General features: G+C 58.1%; 19 protein-coding genes. 9 read left to right on the top strand and 10 right to left on the bottom strand.

Annotated features, from left to right (window positions below):
* Positions 1–28: 28 nt before the first annotated feature.
* The gene (pta, locus tag G538_RS0107920) at positions 29–2,131 is read right to left on the bottom strand and encodes a phosphate acetyltransferase (protein WP_029068900.1); all 2,103 of its coding nucleotides are present in this window, start codon (positions 2,129–2,131) and stop codon (positions 29–31) included.
* 373 nt (positions 2,132–2,504) lie between these two features.
* On the opposite strand from pta, the gene G538_RS15760 reads away from it, so the two are divergent.
* A complete protein-coding gene (locus G538_RS15760; RefSeq protein ID WP_051196760.1) occupies positions 2,505–3,407 on the top strand; it encodes an SURF1 family protein in 903 nt (300 codons plus the stop codon).
* Here G538_RS15760 and G538_RS0107910 read toward each other — a convergent pair.
* Both G538_RS0107910 and G538_RS15755 read right to left on the bottom strand, forming a co-directional pair.
* Entirely contained in the window at positions 3,404–5,158 is a 1,755-nt protein-coding gene (locus tag G538_RS0107910; protein ID WP_029068899.1) for an ABC transporter ATP-binding protein, read from the bottom strand. The two genes, G538_RS15760 and G538_RS0107910, sit on opposite strands and share 4 nt — an antisense overlap.
* Positions 5,155–6,906, bottom strand: coding sequence for an ABC transporter ATP-binding protein (locus tag G538_RS15755; protein WP_051196758.1), 1,752 nt, complete (start codon positions 6,904–6,906; stop codon positions 5,155–5,157). The genes G538_RS0107910 and G538_RS15755 overlap by 4 nt, the downstream gene beginning before the upstream one ends.
* Positions 6,907–7,010: 104 nt before the next feature.
* Between G538_RS15755 and G538_RS0107900 the strand changes: the two genes are divergently transcribed.
* The 5 genes from G538_RS0107900 (at position 7,011) to G538_RS18215 (ending at position 11,674) form a co-directional block, all read left to right on the top strand.
* Positions 7,011–7,406: a DUF3817 domain-containing protein gene (locus G538_RS0107900; RefSeq protein ID WP_035833854.1), complete on the top strand. Its 396-nt coding sequence runs from the start codon at positions 7,011–7,013 to the stop codon at positions 7,404–7,406.
* 48 nt (positions 7,407–7,454) lie between these two features.
* Positions 7,455–8,009 (top strand): hypothetical protein, encoded by a 555-nt coding sequence (locus G538_RS17335; RefSeq protein ID WP_051196756.1) that lies wholly within the window; start codon positions 7,455–7,457, stop codon positions 8,007–8,009.
* A gap of 30 nt (positions 8,010–8,039) precedes the next feature.
* A complete protein-coding gene (guaA, locus tag G538_RS0107890; RefSeq protein WP_029068897.1) occupies positions 8,040–9,620 on the top strand; it encodes a glutamine-hydrolyzing GMP synthase in 1,581 nt (526 codons plus the stop codon).
* Between the two features lie 196 nt (positions 9,621–9,816).
* Positions 9,817–10,392 carry a hypothetical protein gene (locus G538_RS0107885; protein ID WP_029068896.1) on the top strand — a complete coding sequence of 192 codons (576 nt, stop codon included), beginning with the start codon at positions 9,817–9,819 and terminating at the stop codon, positions 10,390–10,392.
* A 226-nt stretch (positions 10,393–10,618) separates the two neighbouring features.
* The gene (locus tag G538_RS18215; protein WP_211218596.1) at positions 10,619–11,674 is read left to right on the top strand and encodes a hypothetical protein; all 1,056 of its coding nucleotides are present in this window, start codon (positions 10,619–10,621) and stop codon (positions 11,672–11,674) included.
* A gap of 25 nt (positions 11,675–11,699) precedes the next feature.
* On the opposite strand, the gene G538_RS0107875 is transcribed toward G538_RS18215, so the two are convergent.
* Together G538_RS0107875 and G538_RS0107870 are read right to left on the bottom strand one after the other, a co-directional pair.
* Positions 11,700–11,951, bottom strand: a complete 252-nt coding sequence (locus G538_RS0107875) for a hypothetical protein (protein ID WP_029068895.1) — start codon at positions 11,949–11,951, stop codon at positions 11,700–11,702.
* Positions 11,948–13,381: a PspC domain-containing protein gene (locus tag G538_RS0107870; RefSeq protein WP_029068894.1), complete on the bottom strand. Its 1,434-nt coding sequence runs from the start codon at positions 13,379–13,381 to the stop codon at positions 11,948–11,950. Before G538_RS0107870 ends, G538_RS0107875 begins: the two co-directional genes overlap by 4 nt.
* A 114-nt stretch (positions 13,382–13,495) precedes the next feature.
* Here G538_RS0107870 and G538_RS0107865 point away from each other — a divergent pair, with 114 nt between their 5' ends.
* The 3 genes from G538_RS0107865 (at position 13,496) to G538_RS0107855 (ending at position 16,297) form a co-directional block, all read left to right on the top strand.
* Positions 13,496–14,851 (top strand): ATP-binding protein, encoded by a 1,356-nt coding sequence (locus G538_RS0107865; protein WP_245566826.1) that lies wholly within the window; start codon positions 13,496–13,498, stop codon positions 14,849–14,851.
* On the top strand, positions 14,848–15,504 hold the full coding sequence (locus G538_RS0107860; protein WP_029068892.1) for a response regulator: 657 nt from the start codon (positions 14,848–14,850) through the stop codon (positions 15,502–15,504). Before G538_RS0107865 ends, G538_RS0107860 begins: the two co-directional genes overlap by 4 nt.
* 73 nt (positions 15,505–15,577) lie before the next feature.
* Positions 15,578–16,297 (top strand): sirohydrochlorin chelatase, encoded by a 720-nt coding sequence (locus tag G538_RS0107855; protein ID WP_029068891.1) that lies wholly within the window; start codon positions 15,578–15,580, stop codon positions 16,295–16,297.
* On the opposite strand, the gene cobA is transcribed toward G538_RS0107855, so the two are convergent.
* From cobA to G538_RS0107830, 5 genes are read right to left on the bottom strand one after another with little or no spacing between them, the layout of a single operon-like run.
* Positions 16,248–17,525, bottom strand: coding sequence for a uroporphyrinogen-III C-methyltransferase (gene cobA / locus G538_RS15740; protein WP_211218595.1), 1,278 nt, complete (start codon positions 17,523–17,525; stop codon positions 16,248–16,250). The genes G538_RS0107855 and cobA overlap by 50 nt on opposite strands.
* Positions 17,526–17,536: 11 nt before the next feature.
* Positions 17,537–18,841 carry a sulfate adenylyltransferase subunit 1 gene (locus G538_RS0107845; RefSeq protein WP_029068890.1) on the bottom strand — a complete coding sequence of 435 codons (1,305 nt, stop codon included), beginning with the start codon at positions 18,839–18,841 and terminating at the stop codon, positions 17,537–17,539.
* The gene (gene cysD, locus G538_RS0107840) at positions 18,841–19,758 is read right to left on the bottom strand and encodes a sulfate adenylyltransferase subunit CysD (RefSeq protein WP_029068889.1); all 918 of its coding nucleotides are present in this window, start codon (positions 19,756–19,758) and stop codon (positions 18,841–18,843) included. The genes G538_RS0107845 and cysD overlap by 1 nt, the downstream gene beginning before the upstream one ends.
* Positions 19,755–20,579, bottom strand: a complete 825-nt coding sequence (locus G538_RS0107835; RefSeq protein WP_029068888.1) for a phosphoadenylyl-sulfate reductase — start codon at positions 20,577–20,579, stop codon at positions 19,755–19,757. The genes cysD and G538_RS0107835 overlap by 4 nt, the downstream gene beginning before the upstream one ends.
* The gene (locus tag G538_RS0107830) at positions 20,576–22,279 is read right to left on the bottom strand and encodes a nitrite/sulfite reductase (RefSeq protein WP_029068887.1); all 1,704 of its coding nucleotides are present in this window, start codon (positions 22,277–22,279) and stop codon (positions 20,576–20,578) included. Before G538_RS0107830 ends, G538_RS0107835 begins: the two co-directional genes overlap by 4 nt.
* Positions 22,280–22,495: the final 216 nt, after the last annotated feature.

The raw sequence follows: 22,495 nt of genomic DNA, 5'->3' as shown, positions 1-22,495 counted from the left end.
AAGTTCGTAATGTTCGGGTGCGGGCTGGTCATTCGGTGGGCTGGCCTTGGGCCTGGATCGCGGTGATCGCAACAGTGTTGACGATGTCTTGGACGAGTGCGCCACGGGACAGGTCGTTCACTGGTTTACGCAAGCCTTGGAGTACTGGGCCCACTGCAACTGCACCAGCTGAACGTTGTACTGCCTTGTAGGTGTTGTTCCCGGTGTTGAGGTCCGGGAAGATGAAGACCGTTGCGCGTCCGGCCACTGCGGAGTCGGGCAATTTTGATGCAGCAACTGATGCGTCCACAGCGGCGTCGTATTGAATGGGACCTTCAACTTCTAGGTCTGGGCGCCGTGAGCGGACGATTTCCGTTGCGGCCCGTACTTTGTCAACGTCTGCGCCGGTACCGGAGTCACCGGTGGAGTACGACAGCATCGCGATGCGTGGGGTGACCCCGAACTGCGCTGCTGTTTGTGCTGAGGAGATCGCAATGTCGGCGAGCTGCTCGGCGGTGGGGTCGGGGTTCACTGCGCAGTCTCCGTAGACCAAGACGCGGTCTTCGAGGCACATGAAGAACACTGAGGACACCACGGAAACGTCTGGGACAGTTTTGATGACTTCAAAGGCTGGGCGGATGGTGTGGGCGGTGGTGTGTACTGCACCAGAAACCATGCCGTCTGCGTAGCCGAGTTGCACCATCATGGTGCCGAAGTACGACACAGAAGAAACGATTTCGCGGGCACGCTCAACAGTGACGCCCTTGTGTGCCCGAAGTTGGGCGTACTCTTGGGCGAACCGTTCGTGCATTTCCCCGGATTTTGGGTTGAGAATTTGGGCATCTGAGATGTCCAAACCAAGCTCTGTTGCTCGGGCGCGAATGGTTGTTTCATCACCCAAAATTGTCAGCTCAGCGACTTGACGTTGGAGCAGGGTGGATGCAGCACGCAAGATACGGTCATCGCTGCCTTCAGGGAGCACGATGTGCTTTTTGTCTTCGCGAGCGCGAGACAGCAGGTCGTATTCGAACATTAGTGGCGTGACAGCCTCAGGGCGTTTCACTTCGAGGGCAGCCAGAATGGTTTCCGCATCGATGTTTTGCTCAAAGAGCGCCATGGCAGTGTCAACTTTGCGTTGCGCTTCTTTGGAGAGGCGCCCGCGCACTGATGCGGCTGCTGATGCGGTGCGGAATGTTCCAAGTTCGGTGTGGATGATAGGCACCGATGGTTTGATGTCGTCGAGGAGGCGTGAAACGTTTTCCGGTGGGAAAAATCCGCCATTGAGGATGATGCCAGCAAGTGATGGGAATGATGTTGCGGTTTGAGCAACGAGCAAACCCAGCAAGACGTCAACGCGGTCACCGGGGGTGATGACAACGGCGCCGTCAACGAGTTTTTCCAACAGGTGGTCAAAGGTCATTGCTCCGACGAGCACGTCAAGAACTTCACGTCCGAGGAGTTCTTCGTCGCCGTTGACTAATTCTCCGCCAACGGCCCGCATGAGTTGGCGCACGGTGGGGGCAGTGAGGAATGGTTCTTCGGGGACGGTCCAGGTAGGAGTGTCGATGCCTGCAAACATTTCTTGTACTGCAGGAATGCTGCCTGGCAGGCAGCGGTTGACGATAGTGCCAATGACGGACGCATGGTTGGCGTTGAGTTCGGACACGGAGACGTCAAAGAGTTGACGGATGCCTTCTGGTGATCGGTCTGTTCCCGACAGGACGATCAGTACGGGGGCACCAAGGTTCGCTGCGATGCGTGCGTTGAATGCCAGTTCGGTGGGGCCCGCGACGTCTGTGTAGTCTGAGCCAACAATCACAACAGCGTCGCAGTTGCGTTCCATTTCCCGGTAGCGGGCAATGATGTTTGCCAGGGCAGCATCGGGGTCTTGGTGAACTTCTGCATAGGTGACACCTGTGCATTGTTCGTAGGGCAGGTCTACACCGTCGTGGGCGAGGAGGAGTTCGAGGACGTAGTCGCGTTCTCCAACTTCATCAGAGTGGTTGTTTGCGCCGTTGCGGGTGATGGGGCGGAACACGCCTACCCGTTGCACCTGGCGACTGAGGAGATCAACGACCCCCAGCGCAATTGTGGACTTGCCTGTCTCTCCCTCAGGTGAGGAGATGTAGACGCTGCGGGCTTTGCTGCTCACTGATCCGCCTCCGTGGCTTGGGCACGATACCGGTTGTCGTGCCGCTGTGTAGTGTTGACGTGGTTCTGTGACGGCATGGGTCGTGCCGTCACAACGCACGACATGACAACTCTTTCCATCATGTCATGTCGCCAGGGACATCAACAGCGCACGGCGAGGCGTAGCGACGCCGCCGGCGCTGATGGACTCCGGCGTCGCTTTCATCTTTTCGTACACTACGCCGTAAAAGCCTAGGTCTTAAGGACTATTGACATCCTAAAATACTCAATCTCACACAAAAGGCTCGGTGATATCTGTCACGCGTCGTCACTGAAGGTATTCCTCAGGTAAAAGATTCAGGTCTCCATCAGGTGAAGGGGATAGGCTAAACGGCGTGTCTGCTCAATCGTCGCGCCCAGGCGCTGCACTACTCCGTGAAGCGGTAAGACCGCGCAGCATCGTCCTGCTTGTCGTTTTCCTAGCCATAGCGGCCGTCTGCGCACGGCTCGGCGTATGGCAACTCGACAGAGCCTACGAACGCGCCCGACTTTCAGCAGAACACGAAGCTGCAGAACAAGCAGATGCCACCCCCCGGCCACTTGGCGAAGTCCTTCAACCCCAACAAACCTTTGGGGGAGACAACGTGGGGCGCCGAGTCACTGTCACCGGAAGCTACGAGGCGCCCTTCCAAGTATTTGTGCCAGGGCGTAGCGCAGGCGAGGAACAGGGCTACCTCGTTGTTGATGGCCTGCGTGTCACTGACGACGGCAGCAATGGCCAAAACTGGGCTGACCTATCAGCGCCACCAGTACTCGCCGTCGTTCGCGGATGGGTCCCTTACTCTGCGTTAGATGACAACGGCGCCGTTGTTGAACAGTGGCGTGACACTCTCGCACCACCAGACGCGCCCGTTGAACTCATCGGGTGGCTCCAAGCATCTGAAGCAATGCTCAGCGTTGACCTTCCTGCCGGGCAGGTCTCCTCCATCTCCACAGGTGCGCTCGCAAACACCTGGCAGGCTCCCAGTTATGGAGGCTACTTGGTGGTGTCCCAGAGCAATCCGACCCAACCGCAGGACATCACCCTTCTGCCGCGCCCCACCATTGAGGGCGGCGACGGGGTGAATATGAAAAACTTCTTCTACGCTTTGCAGTGGTGGGTTTTTGGTCTGTTTGCTGTCGCGTTGTGGCTACGGTTGGTGCGTGACAGCGCCCGTGACGTGCTGGTTGGTGAGGCTCCGGACCAGCCTGCGAACCCATTTGATCTCGTTGATCACGGCAGATCCGAACGCAGTTAACTTTGCTGCCAGGAATGCCAAAGTTTGGCGTAAGCCCCTTCGCGGGCTACCAGTTCATCGTGTGTTCCAATCTCAGTGATCATGCCGCCATCAACCACTGCAACACGGTCTGCATCGTGTGCAGTGTGTAAGCGGTGGGCAATAGCAATAACTGTGCGCCCCTCCAAGACTGCACCCAGTGAATGTTCAAGGGTGCGCGCTGCCCGAGGGTCCAACAAACTGGTCGCTTCATCCAATATCAAGGTGTGCGGGTCAAGAATAACTAGCCGAGCCAGAGCAACTTGCTGTGCCCCAGCAGGGGTGAGGGCGTGACCACCCGAGCCCACCTCAGTGTCGAGGCCCTCAGGCAGTTTCTCAACCCATTCCCACGCCCCCACAGCGCGCAATGCCCGAACAACATCGTCATCACTGGCTTCTGGGTTCGCGAGGCGCACATTGTGTGCCAGCGTCCCCACGAACACATGGTGCTCTTGGGTTACTAGCGCCACGTGCCCGCGAAGGTCCTCGACTGGCAAATTGACCAGTGACACGTCTCCCACTGTGGCCCGACCGCTGGTGGGTGGGTGGATGCCCGCGAGCATCCGCCCAAGGGTTGATTTTCCTGCCCCAGACGGCCCCACAACTGCGAGTCGTTCGCCAGGGACAAGGTCGAGAGTGATGCCATGCAACACGTTGTGGCCAGCGCGGTAGGCGTAGTGGATGTCTGTGGCGCTTACCCGTTCGTGTGCTGGTTCTTCTCCGGTGGCTTCGCGGTCGTTCTCCACATGGCTGACACCAATGATGCGGGCCATAGAGGTCGCAGCAACTTGGGTTTCATCGAGCCAGAACACGAGGTCCCAGATGGGGCCGATGATCTGGAATGAATACAGCAAGACAGTGGTGACAGTGCCGACAGTGGCGTGTCCTTGGGAGGCAAGGAACGCGCCCCAGATGAGGACAGCCACGGGCCCAATACCAAAGGCGAAATCCATTCCGGGAATCAAAACAGTACGCAAGTTGACTGTTTTACGCTCTGCTGCCAGTGCACCTGCGATGTCGGATTCGATGAGGTGCTGGCGTTGCTTTTCCAAACCCAGCGTCTCTACGGTGTGCGCACCATCAACCGTTTCGGTGATGTCGGCGTACATTGTGGCGTAAGCCTTAGACTCGGCTAGATACCCGGCTGTTGCCCGTTTGAGGTACCAGCGTGCAACTGCGATCAGGAGCGGCAGCCCAATAAAGATCCCTAAGGCCACCAGGGGGGAAACAATAAGGGCGGCAACCAAGGTGATCACAACTGTTGCCACAGACACCAGAATTTGTGGCACACCAAATCGGACAGTGTGTTGGACGCGGTTGATGTCGTGGGTGGTTCGCGAAACGAGGTCTCCAGTTCCGGAGCGTTCCACAATGGACAGGGGTAGAGCAGTGACTGTGTCCAGGAAGTCTTCGCGTAGATCAGCGAACACTTTCTCACCAAGGATCATGGCTCGTCCCCGCGCCATGCGCACAAAAACAGCCTGCACTATGACCGCGCACAACAAAACAATGACAGCGGTATTAACGAACGTTGTTGTGGTTCCGGATGAGACTCCGTCAACGAGGCGTCCCACAATGAATGGTCCGACAAGCCCGGCGATAACGCCGCACGCTTGCAGCACCACCACACCGATCAAGGGCTTTTTGTTGTTGCGTACCAACGTTGCCGAGTATTGACGAACTTGTGGGCCGGTCGCGACGGGCAGTAGCGGGGAGGTTTCTGTGTGTGTCATACCTGGTCCGTAACGGGGGAGTCGAGCTCACGGTGAACTGTGCGTTGGTAGGAACGGGCGCCGTCATCAGTGGCTGTCATGAGGTCATGGTGAGAACCGCTGCGAATGACCTGACCCTGTTGATCCACCACATGGATGATGTCCATGAAGTCCAGCAACAACGGGCTGGCTGTTGTCAGGAGGGTAGCTCGCCCACCGCGAGCATCTGCTAGGCGCGCAGCGATCCGTGCTTCAGTGTGCGCATCGACTGCTGAGGTTGGTTCGATGAGCAATAAACGCGGTGCACGGGTCAGAAGCGCCCGAGCGAGGGCTACACGTTGGCGTTGGCCCCCAGACAATGACCGCCCCTTTTCTGGCAGGGGTGATTCTAAGCCGTCGGGAACAGATTCAAGCACGTCTTCACAGGCTGCGGAGACAATCGCGGCGTGGATGTCAGCATCGTTACGCTCGTGCTTTCCTCGCAGAGTTTCCCTCAAGGTTCCTGCGAAAATGTGTGCGTGCGGGTCACCTAATACAACTGCGTCACGCAACGTTGCCTTGGTGAATTCTTGTACGGGGGTATCGGCGAGAGTCACCAGATGGTTGGCATCGGTGTCATCGTTGAGACGTGCCATACGAGTCAAGATCTGTGCGCTGACGTCGGGGTCTTCACACACAACCGCGGTCAATTTTCCAGGATGCAAAGATACCCTGGAGGTGTGGTCGAGGAACACGGCGTTGTCGTCGATGTGGGTGCGCGTCCCGGTGTCTCGAACATTGTGTGTCACCCGCAGGACCTTGAGAACTTTACTTGCCCCAACTTGCGACCGAGTTGCGACTTGTACGGCCATGATGAGGTGATGCATGGGGCGTGTCAGGAACGTGGCATAGCCGTAGAACGTGACGAGTTGACCAGCAGTAATGTTGCCTTTTACGGCCTCAGTTGCCCCTACCCACAACACGATGGCGACAAAGATTCCAGGAAGGAGTACTTGGAGCCCATCCATTGTGGACTGCAGTGAGGCAACTCGGTTTCCTGCCTGACGAACAGTTTGTGACTGCTTTCGGTACTGCCCCGTGAAAACTGACTCACCGCCGATTCCTCGCAAGATCCGCAACCCGGAGACGGTATCTGACCCCAAGGAGGTCAGTCGTCCCGTTACTTCACGCTGTTGTTCCTGTCGTTTTTGTAAGGGCTTAACGAGGAACGCTAAAACGAGAGCGACGGCAGGTAGACCTAGGGCGATGATGAGTCCCAGTCGGGGGGACGTGCTGAGCATGACGGCTCCTACCACCACATAGGCGGCCATGGACCCGACGAACTGGGCTGCTTGGAAGTAGAGATCACCGATGCGGTGAGCATCTGTCGCTACAGATGCAACTACTTCACCGGTTGGTAGTTCTTCGCGGATTGCGTCACCACTGTGGGAAACTTTCTTCCCCAACAACTGGGAGGTTGTCAGAGCTGCGCGGATCCACGAGTATGTGTCATATCGGTGGCCTATTGCCCCGAAGACTACTTGGATCAGGGTGGCTGCGAACATTGCCCCTGCCCATAGCAGGATGTCTGAGGTGACCCCTAGGTTTAAGCCGGAGTCAATGGCGCGGCCGCCGGCGTAGGGGGTGACTGCTTGCGCCACAAAAGTGATAATGCCGCACAGCAGTGCGATGGTCAGTACCCCTGGTTGGCGCTTGGCTAGCCAGATGAGGTATCGCCACGGCGTAGAGAGATGCTGGGGTTGAGGATGTGCCTCAGGTAATGTCCACACAGTTCAGTACATTAGAGTGTGGGGGTGACACGGGGCGAGGTATTTTCCCCCTGACGCAGGGCCCCTTGTGACCTTACTTTTCCTGATCACGCGCGGAAGGCAGCATGACGCAGTCAACAACCGGCGATCCACGCCAAGAAAAAATCATCCTTGCTGCGTCGGCGGCTCTGAAGCGGTACCAAGTGATGGCGTACATCACTGGGGTGATGCTTTTGCTTCTCTGCGTCGAGATGGTCATTATTTACCTCTTGCAAGCCCATCACCTCAAGCCTTACATCGCGTGGATTCCGTTCGCTCACGGATGGATTTATGTGGTCTATCTCATCACGGTGATGGACACGTGGATCAAAATGCGCTGGGACGTCGGGCGCCTCGTCGTCATGGTGCTTGGCGGGGTTGTACCCGTGATGTCGTTTGTTGTTGAAAAACGGGTCACCCGGGACGCGCACGCGCGCATTGCAGCAGCACGAGAACTACTCCACACCCCACCAGCTGGCTAAATGAGATCCACTGCGCGCGATCTCCCACGCAGAGCAAAACACAGCGCCATGTCTGCCCTGCTGCTGTGCCTCATGCCGGGCGCTAGCGCAGTGAGTTCCCCAACACCCCACGTGCAGCTGGAACTTCCCCCAGTGCCCTGTCAGAGCGCACCTGCTGGGCAAAACGGCACCGGCATCTTCGCGTCTCTGCACGACATTGGCTCCTCATCGAGTCAGCTACGCTGCCGTGCCGGACACCTGACGTTCGCATTAAGAACAGGCAACGATGCGCGTGCCAGCGCCCAAGCTCAAGGTGCCCGTTGCGAACAGGTCCCGGTAACCGATGACACCCTTGTGATGTCGCAACTGTGGGTATGTTCACCCTATGACGGGTTGTTGAGTGCTCGTGGCGGGACGACGTATGGGTTGACGTTTCTTACACCAACCCCATTAGATGATGTGCGCTCTAACCGTAACTTGATCAACCACGAGGCCCGTCATGCTGTGCAATGGTTGCGCTATGGGGCCACGATGCCACTTGCTTACGCAAGGGGCGGCAGTGACCCGTGTGCCAATCCTTTTGAGATTGATGCGGGGCTCTTAGATGGCGGATACCAATGCTGAGTTTCTGGCATCCCCAAGTACCATAGTGGAGTGACGCAAACTCCTGGCTCGACCGATAATCCTGTCCTTGTTGTTGATTTCGGAGCCCAGTACGCCCAACTCATTGCCCGCCGGGTTCGTGAAGCGAAGGTGTACTCCGAAATCGTTCCTCACTCCATGCCTGTGGCAAAGATGATGGAAAAGCGCCCTGCTGCCATCATTTTGTCTGGTGGCCCCTCAAGTGTGTATGAGCCAGGCGCTCCTGGCATTGACCCCGCTCTTTTTGACCAGGGCGTTCCGGTGATGGGTATCTGCTACGGCTTCCAAGTGATGGCTGCTGCCCTCGGTGGCTCTGTGGCACAAACTGGTGTGCGTGAATATGGCGGTACTTCTGTTGATGTCTGCGAGGCAGGCGTCTTGCTGAAGGGGTCCGACGCTTCTCAAATCACGTGGATGTCTCACGGCGACGCAGTTCACGGTGCACCGCAGGGGTTTGAGGTTCTTGCAACGTCTCCAGGTTCGCCTGTTGCCGCGTTTGAGAATGTGCAGCGCCGGTTGTTTGGTATGCAGTGGCACCCAGAGGTTAAGCACTCACAGTTTGGTCAAGCTGCGCTTGAGAACTTTTTGTATCACGGTGCTGGTTTGGAACCGACGTGGACAGCAGACAACGTTGTGTCTTCCCAAATTGATCTGATTCGTGATCAGGTCGGCACCGACCAGGTGATTTGTGGTTTGTCGGGTGGTGTTGATTCTTCAGTAGCTGCTGCACTGGTGCATCGCGCGATTGGTAACCAACTGACCTGTGTGTTTGTTGATCATGGGTTGTTGCGTGAGGGCGAGGCTGAACAGGTCGAGGTTGATTTTGTCGCGTCGACTGGTGTGCAGTTGAAGGTTGTTGATGCTCGTGAGCAGTTCCTCACTGCGTTGGCTGGGGTGACTGACCCAGAAACAAAACGAAAAATCATTGGCCGCGAGTTTATCCGGGCCTTTGAGGGCGCTGCCCGCGAGATCGTTGCAGAGGCTGGGGACAGCGATGGTGATGTGAAGTGGCTTGTTCAGGGCACTTTGTACCCCGATGTTGTGGAGTCTGGTGGCGGTGAGGGTGCGGCGAACATTAAATCGCACCACAACGTTGGTGGGCTTCCGGATGACCTGCAGTTCAAGCTGATTGAACCGTTGCGTACGCTCTTTAAGGATGAAGTTCGTGCGGTGGGCTTGGAGTTGGATGTTCCTGAGCAGATCGTGTGGCGTCAACCTTTCCCAGGGCCAGGTTTGGGTATCCGCATCATTGGTGAGGTTACGGCTGACCGGTTGGAGATTTTGCGCGCCGCTGATGCTATTGCCCGTGCTGAGTTGACCCGCGCCGGGCTCGACCGTGACATTTGGCAATGCCCTGTTGTGTTGCTTGCTGATGTTCGATCAGTGGGCGTTCAGGGTGATGGGCGTACATATGGACACCCCATCGTGTTGCGTCCTGTGTCGTCGGAAGATGCGATGACAGCTGATTGGTCGCGTGTTCCGTACGAGGTGTTGTCGGTTATTTCCACGCGTATCACCAACGAGGTTCGTGATGTTAACCGGGTTGTTTTGGATGTGACATCTAAGCCGCCAGGCACCATTGAGTGGGAATAAAACGAGACAAATACGGGGCTGCGCATTGGTGACACCAGATGCGCAGCCCCGTTTTGTGTGTTGCGATGGGGATGTTTGGAGAAAAAGAGTCAGCAAACTAGGTACAAGTGCCCACGTTATCCACGGGGTTGGCCGATATAAATGAACTGTTGGTTCTTAGACACCGCACTCCCACTCACAGAAGAGAGAACACACCATGTCCACCACAGTTACGGTCAACCAGTTCAAGTCAGTCCGGATTCTCGGCATCATCACACTTGTCCTCGGGCTCGTCATGCTCGTAGCAGGTGGCGTCGTGTACGGGGTTGTAGCCTCATCACTCAAGAGCGAGAACATCACAGTGGCAGGCGACGCGGATATGTTCGCTAACAAGCCAGTTGCTGGCCCCTTCACCGCTTACGCGCAGGCTGACATCATCGACAAGCACGCTTTGGCAGGCACCGAAGGTCGCACCTACGCTGAACTAGGTGGCCTGCAACGCGAAGCTCAGGCAAAGGTTGAAGAGCTCGCTGCACAGAACATGACTGAAGGAAACCCAGAGTACGATGCAGCTGCAGCTGAACTTGAGGAACTGACCAAGCAGCGCACCAGCGTCATGAACGCATCCTTCCTGCGTGCGTCACTGTTCACCTCAGTCGTTGCTTTCGGTGTGTCAGTTCTGGTTATGGGCACCGGAGTACTCTTCTCCGTCGTTGGGTTCTCCCTCGTGAAGCTTTCCGGTGGGCCCAGCGTTGTGACCGCTGGTAACACAACTGGTTCCGCGACTGTCTAGCACGGCAGGGAACCTCGTGGAGTAATCATCTCCCAGAGACGCAAACACAATAATGGCTGGGCCACCACCAATGAGGTGGTGGCCCAGCCATTATTGTGTGCTGGTACGCCGTCACTACGGTGTGACCTCATCGTCTCTTGCCCCATACAGTGCGCGTACTGTGGCGGGCGATAACAGCGAGGGGTAGATTCGGCGAAGACCTAGTCGGCATTTTGGTGGAGGAATCATGAGTTCACGGATCACGGTTCGACCAACAACCTCAGTGGGGATCATCGGTGTTGTCGCGGTGATCAGCGGCCTCATCATGATTATTGTGGGGGCTGTCACGTGGGCTGTTGTTTCTCAACAGTTATCTCAAGAACGCATTACCGTGTCGCAAGATGCTCCCTTTTTGACTAACCAGCAAGTGACTGGTCCACTCACTGCCTATGCGCAGGCGCAGGCAATCAATGATCACGCCTTGGACAGCGCCAATGGGCAAACCTACGCTGAACTGGCGCAAGATGACCCTGAGCGTGCCATGGTCATGAACGCATCATTTTTACGGGCGTCGTTGTTTACCTCAGTTGTCGCGTTCGGCCTCGCTGCCTTTGTGATGGGCGCAGGCTTGCTCTTTGTCTTGGTGGGCTGGGCGCTGCACCGCAGCGCTGGCGGCCCTCCTATCGTGATCGACACTGGCGTGGACGGCCCCATTGAGGTGCTGGACCAGCGTGGTAGACAAGCGCGGGGCATCCCGAATGAGCCAACTGCTACGGCAGAATCCTCATCGAACGCCGAGGAAATTCATGATGATCAACACCAGCCCGAAACTGACATGGCACCAACGCCGCTGCCAGAGCACACGCGGGTTGAGAATCACGCCTCCGACGAACACCCCGCACCCCCGGCACCAGCTCCGTTGCCACCTCACACGTCGGCCCCCGACTATGGGACAAACACCGAAGAGACAAGTGCTCCTCTAAGGATGAGTCGCTCTGCCCGTGCCTTGTCAGATCAACGGGTGCGCCCAGATTCTGCCCGCCCATCATTAACCGGGGCAATACCGATCGTTGGTGGCCCAGATCCTGTTCCACAGCCCGGCTTACAGTCAGACGACTCGCCGTCATCTGTTGACGAGGTTCCCTCCCCGGAAGGCATGCCGCCAGAACCTGTTAACGACAGCGACCCAGGTGAACTCAGCGAACCACACACTGAATCACAGGACACCCCAGAACCACGTCCGATCACGGGGGCAGTCCAGTGGACATCTCCCCGTGATCGTCTCCCTGGCAATGACCAGTGAGCAGACGTGGTGAACCTCGCGGCCTCTATGGGTGAATAGATGACGTGTCAGTGGAGGTGTCCTTGCGGCGAAGAGTCCGGAACAAGGACACCCCCACGAGCAACACCCCAGTCACACCCAGCAAAGCGATGAGGCCAAGTTGTGTGTCGATTGTCGCTCCAAGAGCCAACGCGATGGTGGCGCCACCTAAGGCAATCAAGATAACTCCCCACACAATCGTGGTGAGGCGTGACGGTAGTTTTTTGCTGCTGGTTGCAGGCTTTCCGGTGTAGCTCATGAGGTTTCCTCCGTGATGGTCACTGCGCCAATACCAATGGAAATGTCGAGTTCAAATACTGCCGGTGTGCCTTCTTCGGCGAGTGTGTTGTTGTACTCCGCGTTACCGACGCCAATACCACTGGTCGTTGAGGCAGTTCCGTCGTCGCGGCGTTGGGTCGTTTCCCCAACCCCTACGGAGTTGTTCCCCGTCACAGCAACATCATTGGGAACGATGATTTCTACCTCTCCAATTCCACCAGAGATTGGAATGCGCAGCGGCTGATCGTCAGCGTCAGGGGTGGGAAGTTCAGTGAGATCCAGAACAAAATCCCCAATACCAAAGGCGTATCCGTCCGCGGCATCGTTCAACGACGTAGGGACAACGGTGGAATCACCCACCACACGGGTGTTCGCACTGTTAAACGTCACGCCAGACATCAGAAATCCAGTCGAAATCAGAGCTGCAATGAGAGCGACGACGGAGAAAAACCCTGAACTCCCCGAGGCATAACCGCGGATACCGTTGGTCACAACCGCAATCCCACCCAAGACCAAACCGATACCGCTGAGTAGAGCAATGACATCAACATAAGACGCCAGGGTCCCAGAGGACTCAGCCCACAGCGTTCCCGCAACAATCAGCAGCATCACACCAATGAGGAGAGCGAATTGCGGCCCCCCATACGGGTTTGACGTGTCCTCGTTCGGTTCAGGTGCTTGCCAAGCAGAAGGCGCTGGGGAAGTTGTCGGCCCATTCCATTGCGTCTGCCCAGTTGGCAGAGGCGCCGTAGGAGGTACCTCGTTGGTGCCCGGTGCTGCCCCAGCGTCACCCTCCACCGGGGCACTAGCTGAGTTGCTGCTCTCGGAATTCGATGTAAGTGGCATGGTAGGTGCGCCTCGATTTTCTGGTCCGTAGGTCGGTGCACTGGGTCCAGGACCAAACCCAGAGGAGGTTTGCCCATACCCATATGACGGGCCAGCTCCGGACGGTGGTGTAGGGGGCTTATTTTGTTGCGAGTACTGGTACACCCCCCAGATCACAAGCCCAATAATGATGAGCCAGAACACCGCGGCAAAGGGACCAGAGGACTGCCCAAAGAGGAAGAAACTGTCAGCGCTACCCAACCCAAAGATCGTCAACAGACCAATACCCACCAAGGCGCCGTTAAAGTCACCTCGGAATGCTTGCTCAAGGTGGATGCGCCCATCGCGTTCCTCAGGCAGCAAGAGCCAGGCCGCCGCATAGAGCACAAATGAAATCCCCGTCAGCACAATCAGGGCAATGATAAAAGCCGCCCGGATGACCAGCGGGTCAACTCGCAAACGAGCGGCGACCCCTCCAGCAACACCACCGACCCAACGGGACTCAGTGCGGTAAAAGCCAGATGCGCGAATCGAGTTAAAAAACTGTTGTCCGCCCACCGGCGGTGAAGGGTTGTTGGTATCCATACCCCTATATTCCCCTCCCACCAGCCCCAGCACATCAGGACTTCCCCTGATTCGAACCCCGAAACATCACTCAGGTCATAGCACTGCGGGTGGACCATGTGTGACGATCAAGGTGTGCACACCTCACCACCCCCCGCCCCTGAGCGCCTTCCGCTCCGTCGCCCACCCAGTGGGCAACGCATCGCCGGTGTCTGTTTAGGGCTCGCAGCTCACCTCGACATCGACGTTCGCCATGTGCGCTTAGGGATGATCGTTGCAGCGCTCGCAGGCGGGTTAGGCTTTGTGCTGTATGCCTTTCTGTGGATTACTGTTCCTCGCGGTGACCCCTGGTATGAAGGCGCATACCACGCAGGTTCAGCCCGCGCAGCACCGCCCCTAGCAGCGCCGCATACACCGTCTGGGCCAAACATGGCAGCACACCCGGTTTTTGCTACCCCTTGGTGGAGCCGAATCCCACTACGTGACCTGGCCGTCGGCGCAATGCTCGTCACCACCGCAGTGCTTCTGGTCGCTGACCGGCTTGGGGCGCAACTGCAATGGACGCTCGTACTCTCAGTGATCGTTGTTGTTATTGGGTTGGTTCTTGCCTGGGGGCAACTCAATGAAAGCCAACGAGGTACTTTCGCAGCAACAGTTGGGGGCCGTAGTCCCAGTTCCCTGATGCGAGTCACAGGTGGAATCGCACTTGTTGTCCTGGGTGTGATTCTGATCTTGAGCCAGGAACAAGGCCCGCAGATGCTCGTCCCCGCACTCGTCTCAGCAGTGGCAGTGCTCGTCGGCGCGGGGCTCGTCCTAGCGCCGTGGTGGTTACGGCTGGCACGGCAACTCACCGAAGAACGCGCCTCAAACGCACGCGCTAAAGAACGGGCTGACATTGCAGCGCACCTGCACGATTCAGTCCTGCAAACGCTCGCACTGATCCAACGAAGCGCTGACCAACCCGGTGAAATTACTCGCCTCGCCCGCAACCAAGAACGTGAACTGCGCCAATGGCTGTACCAAGAAACCCCGAAAGAGGGAACCTCCACCCAAGAAGCCGCCCGGGACATCATTGCCACGGTCGAAAACGACATGACAGCAGCACTTGGCGGACAACACCCTGTCACCATAGACCTTGTGGTGGTGGGGGACACCCCACCAGACCCCACCACACATGCGGTTCTGCAGGCACTCGCCGAAGCGTCCAAAAATGCTGTCCGGCATGGGAAACCACCCGTCAGCGTGTACCTTGAGATCACCGACACCGCCATTGATGCGTCCGTCACTGATCGTGGCCCAGGGTTCCGCCTTGACGACGTACCCAATGACCGGTTCGGAGTGCGGGAATCAATCATCGGCCGTATAGAACGTCGCGGCGGAATAGCACGGTATCGGTCTCTCGCCGCAGGCGGCACCGAACTACGCCTCACTGTCCCCCGCACCCTCGGTGCCACCCATTCACCTGCGTCAGCCCAATCGGAGAAATCGTGACAACACCCATCCGCATTGCCATCATCGACGACCACGCAATGTTTCGGGCAGGAGTACGCGCCTCACTACCCGATACGTTGCACGTCATCGGTGAGGCCGGCGACGTTGACACTGCAGTACAAATACTCCACGACACCCCACCCGATGTTGTTCTGCTCGATGTGCACATGCCTGGAGGTGGCGGGGGAGGAGGAGCGGAGGTCCTCACCCGCTGCGCGGACCTGCACAACCGTGTCAAATTTCTTGCTCTCTCCGTCTCAGATGCCGCCGAAGACGTTGTGGCCGTTATCAGAGCAGGCGCGCGCGGGTACGTGACAAAAAACATCAACCCCACCGAACTCAGTGACGCAGTGGCCCGGGTGCACGACGGTGACGCCGTTTTCTCCCCACGTCTCGCAGGATTTGTTCTCGACGCTTTTGGTACGGCCACCACTGATCTCGCCACCGCAGATGATGAACTAGACCGCCTCAGTGCTCGAGAACAAGAGGTGATGCGCCTCATCGCTCGCGGCTACGCCTACAAAGAGGTTGCCAGCGAACTCTTCATATCTGTGAAGACAGTGGAATCACACGTCTCAGCTGTTCTGCGCAAACTTCAACTGTCCTCCCGCCACGAACTCACCCGCTGGGCTGCAGCACGCAGACTTCTGTGACAGACGGGTTAACTTTCACCCGCATTGTGAGTGGAAGGCACAACACCACACACCAGCACGGCAGGATGGACCTATGAGCACTCGCCCCATTCTTCTTGCCTGCTCCCACGGGACAGACAATCCACACGGCCAACGGATTATTGACTCACTGACCGCCCAAGCCTCCACCATGCTCGGCGACGTTGACGTCGAAGAAACCTACGTTGATGTCCAGTACCCCCAGGTCGACACAGTCATCTTGGACCTGCCGCTCGATCGCAACGTGATCGTTGTGCCGATGCTGCTATCAGCGGGTTTCCATGTCCACCAAGACATCGCTGCTGCCGTTGCGTCACGCCAACAACTCGTTGCTGAGGCAGGTGCCACAAGCTGGGTTGCGTTCACCCCGACGTTAGGCCCTCACCCGCTGCTCGCTGACCTTGTCGTAGACCGCCTAGTGCAGCGAGGAATACCGCGTGACGCACCCTTGGTGTTTGCCGCCGCCGGTTCCTCAGATGCCCGGGCAAGCGCAGATGTCGAGGCGTTGGCAGAGCTTGTCGTCCAACGCTGGTCAGGGCCACTGATGGTTGCGTACTGTTCTGCTGCTCAACCGCGAGTTAACACGGTTGTGGATAAAACAGTGGGCGCAATCGCCAATTACCTGTTAGCTCCTGGCTTCTTTGACGACCGGCTCCATGACATCGCTGACCCATTGGGTGTGCCAGTGGCTGCGCCACTCGGTGATGACCCTCGGATCGCTGAAGTTATCGTGCAAAGATATCTGGCGGCAGAGCGTGCTGCAGGCCACCAGTAAGGGCATGCACAACGTCTCCCACCACTGTCACAGCGGGGGATTGCACCCCCGCTCGGCGGGCTACCTCAGCAATAGTTGACAGTGTTGCGGTGGTGGTGCGCTGCCGTGGCCCGTACCCGTCTTCAATGACTGCGCACGGCGTGTTTGGCGAATTACCTTGGTTAATGAGCTGTTTGCTAAGCTCCGCTAAACGGGACACCCCCATGAGTAAAACGATGGTGTGGTCCACGGCCAGAGGCGCAACGGATACATCACAGTGCCCAGTCAACACGGTGAAACCTCGTGACACGCCGCGGTGGGTGACTGGTATACCAGCCGCAGCTGGCACAGAAACCGCAGACGTCACCCCAGGAATAACAGTGACCGGAATCCCAGCATCTGCGCATGCAAGGTACTCTTCACCGCCACGACCAAAGACATACGGGTCACCACCCTTGAGGCGCACCACGGTTTTCCCGGCTTGCGCGTGGGCCACCAAGATTTCGTTGATGTCAGCTTGAGAAACTGGGTGATTTCCCCCAGTTTTTCCCACATCAATAATGTGAGCGTGCGCAGGCGTCCATGCCACCGCATCCCGAGGTGCGAGCCGATCAATGACTAGAACGTCAGCACGCGAAATGGCTCGCTGCGCAGCAATTGTCAACAAATCAGCTGCCCCCGGCCCACCACCCACCAACACGACACGCCCCTGCGGGCCAGCGGTCACAGAGTCGAGCGGCTCATTGACAGCTTCACGGGACATCAGGAAAGCGGAGATCCGGTCACGTAAACGCAAGGTGCGCCGAGGGGAGGGCTGGTCACCTCGAGAAACCACAGCGATGACAGCATCTCCGTGTTCAGCTAAGGCGGGCGCCCAAGCGCTCGCCCCAGCGGGGTCGCCACCTTTGAGGCAGAACAAGCGGTGTGTTTCGGCTTCTTGTGCGACCGCATCGTCGATGTCGCTGCGGGCTGTGGCTGTTGCCACAAGCCACGCCTCAGCTAGGTCACCAACACGGTATTCACGCTGTTCAACGATGATCGCTGGTGTGGGTTTCGCGTCTGGCATCTTGTATTGGGATGTGGCGACCAGCTCTTTCATGTCCTCACACAGTGCCGGGCTAATCACCGTGACGTGTGCACCCGCGCGGTGGAGCATACGGGCGCGCCGTGCAGAAACGGGCCCGCCGCCCACAACAACAACGGGTTTCCCAGCGAGCTTGAGCCCAAGTGGCAGAATGTGAGACATCATTTTTCTTCCTGCTAGATGCTGAACTGTGCAGGTCGGGATGCTGGATCTATTTTTGCTTCCAGTGCGTCCCCAACCATTCCTGCCGCTAGCGTGTATCCGCTGGCTGGGTCAATGACTAAGAATGATCCGAGGTGCCGTGAGTCGAGGTAGTCTTCTGCAGCCAGGGGGCTGGCTACTCGGATAGTGACGTGACCAATGTCGTTGAGTTCGAGGGACTGAGCGGGTTCGTGGGTTGCGGTATCGAGATTCAACCGTGAGTTCACGTCTTGGACGATGCCTTGCACAACGCGGGTGGTGTGTTTCACCAAGACCCGTGTTCCTGGTAGGAGTGTGCGTTCCGCGAGCCACGCAAGGGTCCCTGAGATCACCTGGGTGACAGTGGGGGCATCCGCACGCGACGTGAGGAGGTCACCGCGGGTGATGTCGATGTCATCGGTGAGGCGAACGGTCACTGATTGTGGTGCGAACGCTTCGTCGAGTGGGCCATCGAAAGTGTCGATGCCCGCAATGGTGGTGGTGCGCCCAGAGGGCAGCACTGTCACGGGGTCGCCGACGCGCAGCACCCCTTGGGCGACTTGGCCTGCGTAACCTCGGTAGTCACGGAACTGTGGTGCAGCTGCCCCTTGAGGGCGAATAACGGTTTGTACGGGGAACCGGAACGACCCGCTGGCCGGTTCGATGTCTCCAGGGATCTCTTCGAGGAGCTCGAGGAGGGAAGGCCCCCCATACCAGGGTGTGGCAGATGAGCGGTCCACAATGTTGTCGCCTACCAGTGCGGATACCGGCAGCGTCGAGATGCCTTCAACACCTAGTTCAGCGGCGACTTGCCGGATTTCTTGGTCGAGTTCGTTGTAGCGCTGTTCGGAGTAGTCAACAAGGTCGATTTTGTTCACGGCCACGATGACATGGGGTACGCGCAGGAGTGAGGCAACGGCGAGGTGGCGGCGTGTTTGCTCAAGGAGGCCTTTGCGGGCATCGAGGAGCAGCACAACAACGTGGGCGGTTGATGCGCCGGTGACGGTGTTTCGGGTGTACTGCACGTGGCCGGGGCAGTCTGCGAGGATGAAACTGCGTCGTGCCGTGGCGAAGTAGCGGTACGCCACGTCGATGGTGATGCCTTGTTCGCGTTCGGCGCGCAGCCCATCGGTCAGTAGTGCCAGGTCGGCGTGTTCTAGGCCGCGGTCACGTGACACGCGTTCTACTGATTCCAGCTGGTCTGCTAGTACGGATTTGGAGTCGTAGAGCAGGCGACCAACGAGCGTTGATTTTCCGTCATCTACGGAGCCTGCTGTTGCGAGGCGCAGGAGTGTGCTCATTAGAAGTAGCCTTCTTTCTTGCGGTCTTCCATGGCGGCTTCGGAGAGCCGGTCATCGGCTCGGGTTGCGCCACGTTCTGTGATGCGGGTGAGGGCGACTTCTTCAATGACTGCAGATGCGTCGGTTGCGTCTGATTCCACTGCTCCGGTGCATGACATGTCTCCGACGGTTCGGTAGCGCACCAGGCGAGTGGTGACTTCTTCACCGTCGCGTGGTTGGCTCCACGGCCCAACGGCGAGGACCATTCCGTCTCGGTCGAAGACTTCGCGGTGGTGGGCGTAGTACAGCCCTGGTAGTTCAATGTTTTCTGCGGCGATGTATCGCCATATGTCGAGTTCAGTCCAGTTGGATAACGGGAATGCTCGAACGTGTTCGCCTACTGCGTGCCTCCCGTTGTAGAGGCGCCATAATTCGGGGCGTTGGTTTCGTGGGTCCCATTGCCCAAAGGCATCGCGCAAGGACAGCACGCGTTCTTTTGCGCGCGCTTTTTCTTCGTCGCGGCGTCCTCCACCGAACACGACGTCGAATCGGTTGTTAGCGATGACGTCGAGCAGGGGTTGGGTTTGCAGCGGGTTGCGGGTGCCGTCCGCGCGTTCTGTGAGGCGACCATCATCGAGGTAGTCCTGCACACGTTGGACGATGAGGCGCGCGCCGAGCTTGTCCACGGTGGCGTCGCGGTATTCCAGTACTTCAGGGAAGTTATGTCCGGTGTCTACGTGTACCAGAGGGAAGGGAATGGGGGCGGGCCAGAAGGCTTTTCGGGCCAGGTGCACCATGACGACGGAGTCTTTGCCCCCGGAGAACAGCAAGCCGGGTCGTTCGAACTCTGCAACGACTTCTCGGATGATGTGGATGGCTTCTGATTCCAACGCCTGGAGTTGCGTGAGTTGGCGGGTATCGGTCAGGTGGGTGGTCATACGTGCAGCCCGCATTCCGTTTTGGCGAGTCCGGCCCACCGGCCGGCTCGCGGATCTTCACCTGGCGCGACACGTCGGGTGCACGGGGCGCACCCGATGGATGGGTATCCGTCGGCCAAGAGGGGATTGGTGATGATGTTGTTTTCTTGTGCGTAGTTGATGAGGTCATCGAAACTCCACGCAGCCAGTGGGTTAATTTTGACGAGGCCGTTGTTGTCGTCGTAGGTGACGAGGGGGGTCGCGGCGCGGGTGGGGGCTTCGTCGCGGCGCACACCGGTGACCCACAGTTCGTATCCTTGTAGCGCTTGGTGAATGGGCTGCACTTTCCGCATGGCGCAGCATGCGGCTGGGTCGCGGCTCCAGAGGTCTTTTCCATAGTGGGCGTCTTGTTCGGCGACGCTTAATGGGGTTGCGATGTCTCGGACTGTGACTTCCATGGTTTGGGCCACTGCGTCGCGGGTGCCGATTGTTTCGGGGAAGTGGTATCCCGTTTCGAGGAAGAGCACGTCAACGAAGGGCAGAGCATCGGCAACGAGTGCAGGGAGGACCGCATCGGCCATCGAGCATGCCACTGCTGTGCGGTACCCGAAGGTTGTTGCAGCCCACTCGATGACTTCGCGGTAGGTCGCTTCATCGGGTGTGCCGATTCCTGATCCTGCGAGGAGTTCCTCACCTTCTTGAGCGAGTTGGCGTAACTCTTCGGTGCTGCGCCGGGGTTGGCTTGTGTCAGATGCGCGGGCAGCATCGGCGTGTTCTTTGCGGAGGGTGCGTTCTTGTGCTGCTGCTTGCGCTCGCGCTCGGGCTTCTTCTAAGGGGTTCACCGTAGTTCGTCCTCCTGTGCCCGGTGGGTCCATTCGCCGAAGGTTTCGCCGTCAGTACGGGCATCTTCGAAGCGGTGGACGAGGCGTTCGACGTAACCGGTCAGTTCATCAGCGGTGACTTTGAGACCGCGGACGGTGCGACCGGTTCCGGCTTCTGCACGTGTGTCACTTGCCAATCCGCCACCGAGGTGGACCTGGAATCCAGGGACTTGGTTGCCGTCGTCGTCCATCACGAGTTGGCCTTTGAGACCAATGTCAGCGGTTTGGATTCGGGCGCACGAGTTGGGGCATCCGTTGACGTGGAGGCGGATGGGACCGAGGTGTTCGACGTCGCCAAGGCGTTCTTCGAGTTCTTGAATGGTGCGGGTTGCAGTGGCCTTCGTTTCAACGATGGCCAATTTGCAGTATTCGATGCCGGTGCAAGCCATGGTGTTTCGGCGAAACGGGGAGGGGCGAGCGCTCAAACCAAGATCCCGTAAACCGTCAGTAAGGGTGGTGATGTGTTCTTCAGGGACGTCAAGGATCAGGAGTTTTTGGTGTGGTGTGAGGCGCACCCGGTGGGAACCGACTGATTCAGCGAGGTCAGCGACAGCAACGAGTGTTGAGCCAGAGACACGTCCCACGTAGGGGGCAGCCCCGACGTAGTAGAGCCCGTCTTTTTGGCGGTGGACACCGACGTGGTCACCTGGTCGCGTGGGGGATTGCGGTGCAGGGCCGTCTGGGAGTGCGTAGCCAAGATATTCGGTTTCGAGGATTTCTCGGAACTTTTCTGGTCCCCAATCTGCCATCAGGAACTTCAGGCGTGCCCGGTTGCGGAGCCGGCGGTACCCGTAGTCGCGGAAGATTTGTACCACGCCATGCCACACATCAGCGACTTGATCAGGGGCGACAAAAGCGCCAAGACGTTTTGCCATGTGCGCCACTGTGGACAGGCCACCGCCCACCCACACGTCGAAGCCGATGCCTAACTCTGGGTGGTTGACTGCCACGAAAGATACGTCGTTGATTTCGTGGACGACATCTTGACTGGGGTGCCCGGTCATGGCTGTTTTGAATTTGCGAGGCAAGTTAGCTAGTTCAGGGTCACCAATAAATCGCTGGGTGATGGTATCAATGAACGGCGTGACGTCAATGAGTTCGTCGTCGGCGATTCCTGCCACGGGTGAACCGAGAACTACGCGGGGCACATCTCCACACGCTTCAGTGGTGTGTAGGCCGTTTGCTTCGAGTTCTTCCCAGATCGCAGGAACATCCTCGACCTGGATCCAGTGGTATTGCACGTTTTGTCGGTCGGAAATGTCTGCGCTATCGCGGGCGTAGCGCACGGAGATGTCACCGATGACACGTAGTTGGGTGGTTGTCAGTGATCCGCCGTCGATCCGGACTCGCATCATGAAGTACTTGTCTTCAAGTTCGTGCGGTTCAAGGGTGGCGGTACGACCACCGTCGATGCCGGGCTTGCGCTGGGTGTAGAGCCCCCACCAGCGGAATCGCCCGTGGAGGTCTTCTGTGGGAATGGAATCGAACCCTTGGCGGGCGTAGGTCTCAATGATGCGGTCGCGCACGTTGAGGCCGTTGTCTTGTTGCTTGAACTCTTCGTTGGCGTTGAGGGGGGTGGTTCCGTCAACTTTCCATTGGCCTTGAGGTTTCGCTGCCCGTGCGGGGCGTTGTGGGCGAGCTGGGGTGTGTGACGCAGTCATCTGGGGATCCCTGGGGTTAAAGCTGAAGGTGATGATGCGCGACGCCACGAGGGGAGTGCCTCGTGTGGAGATCTGAGTGCGGTCGCGCGGCAGTGGCTGGGAATTGCGCGATCAACAACAGCAGCATGTGCGTTGAATGGCCGGGCGTGTGGCAGCGCACATGACGGCACAGGCGGTGCCTGATGCCGTGTGTGGGGTGCTCTGAACGATGGCCAT

This window comes from Jonesia quinghaiensis DSM 15701 (genome assembly GCF_000423205.1).
Classification (GTDB): domain Bacteria; phylum Actinomycetota; class Actinomycetes; order Actinomycetales; family Cellulomonadaceae; genus Jonesia; species Jonesia quinghaiensis.
This window is presented reverse-complemented; position numbering and strand designations above follow the sequence as displayed.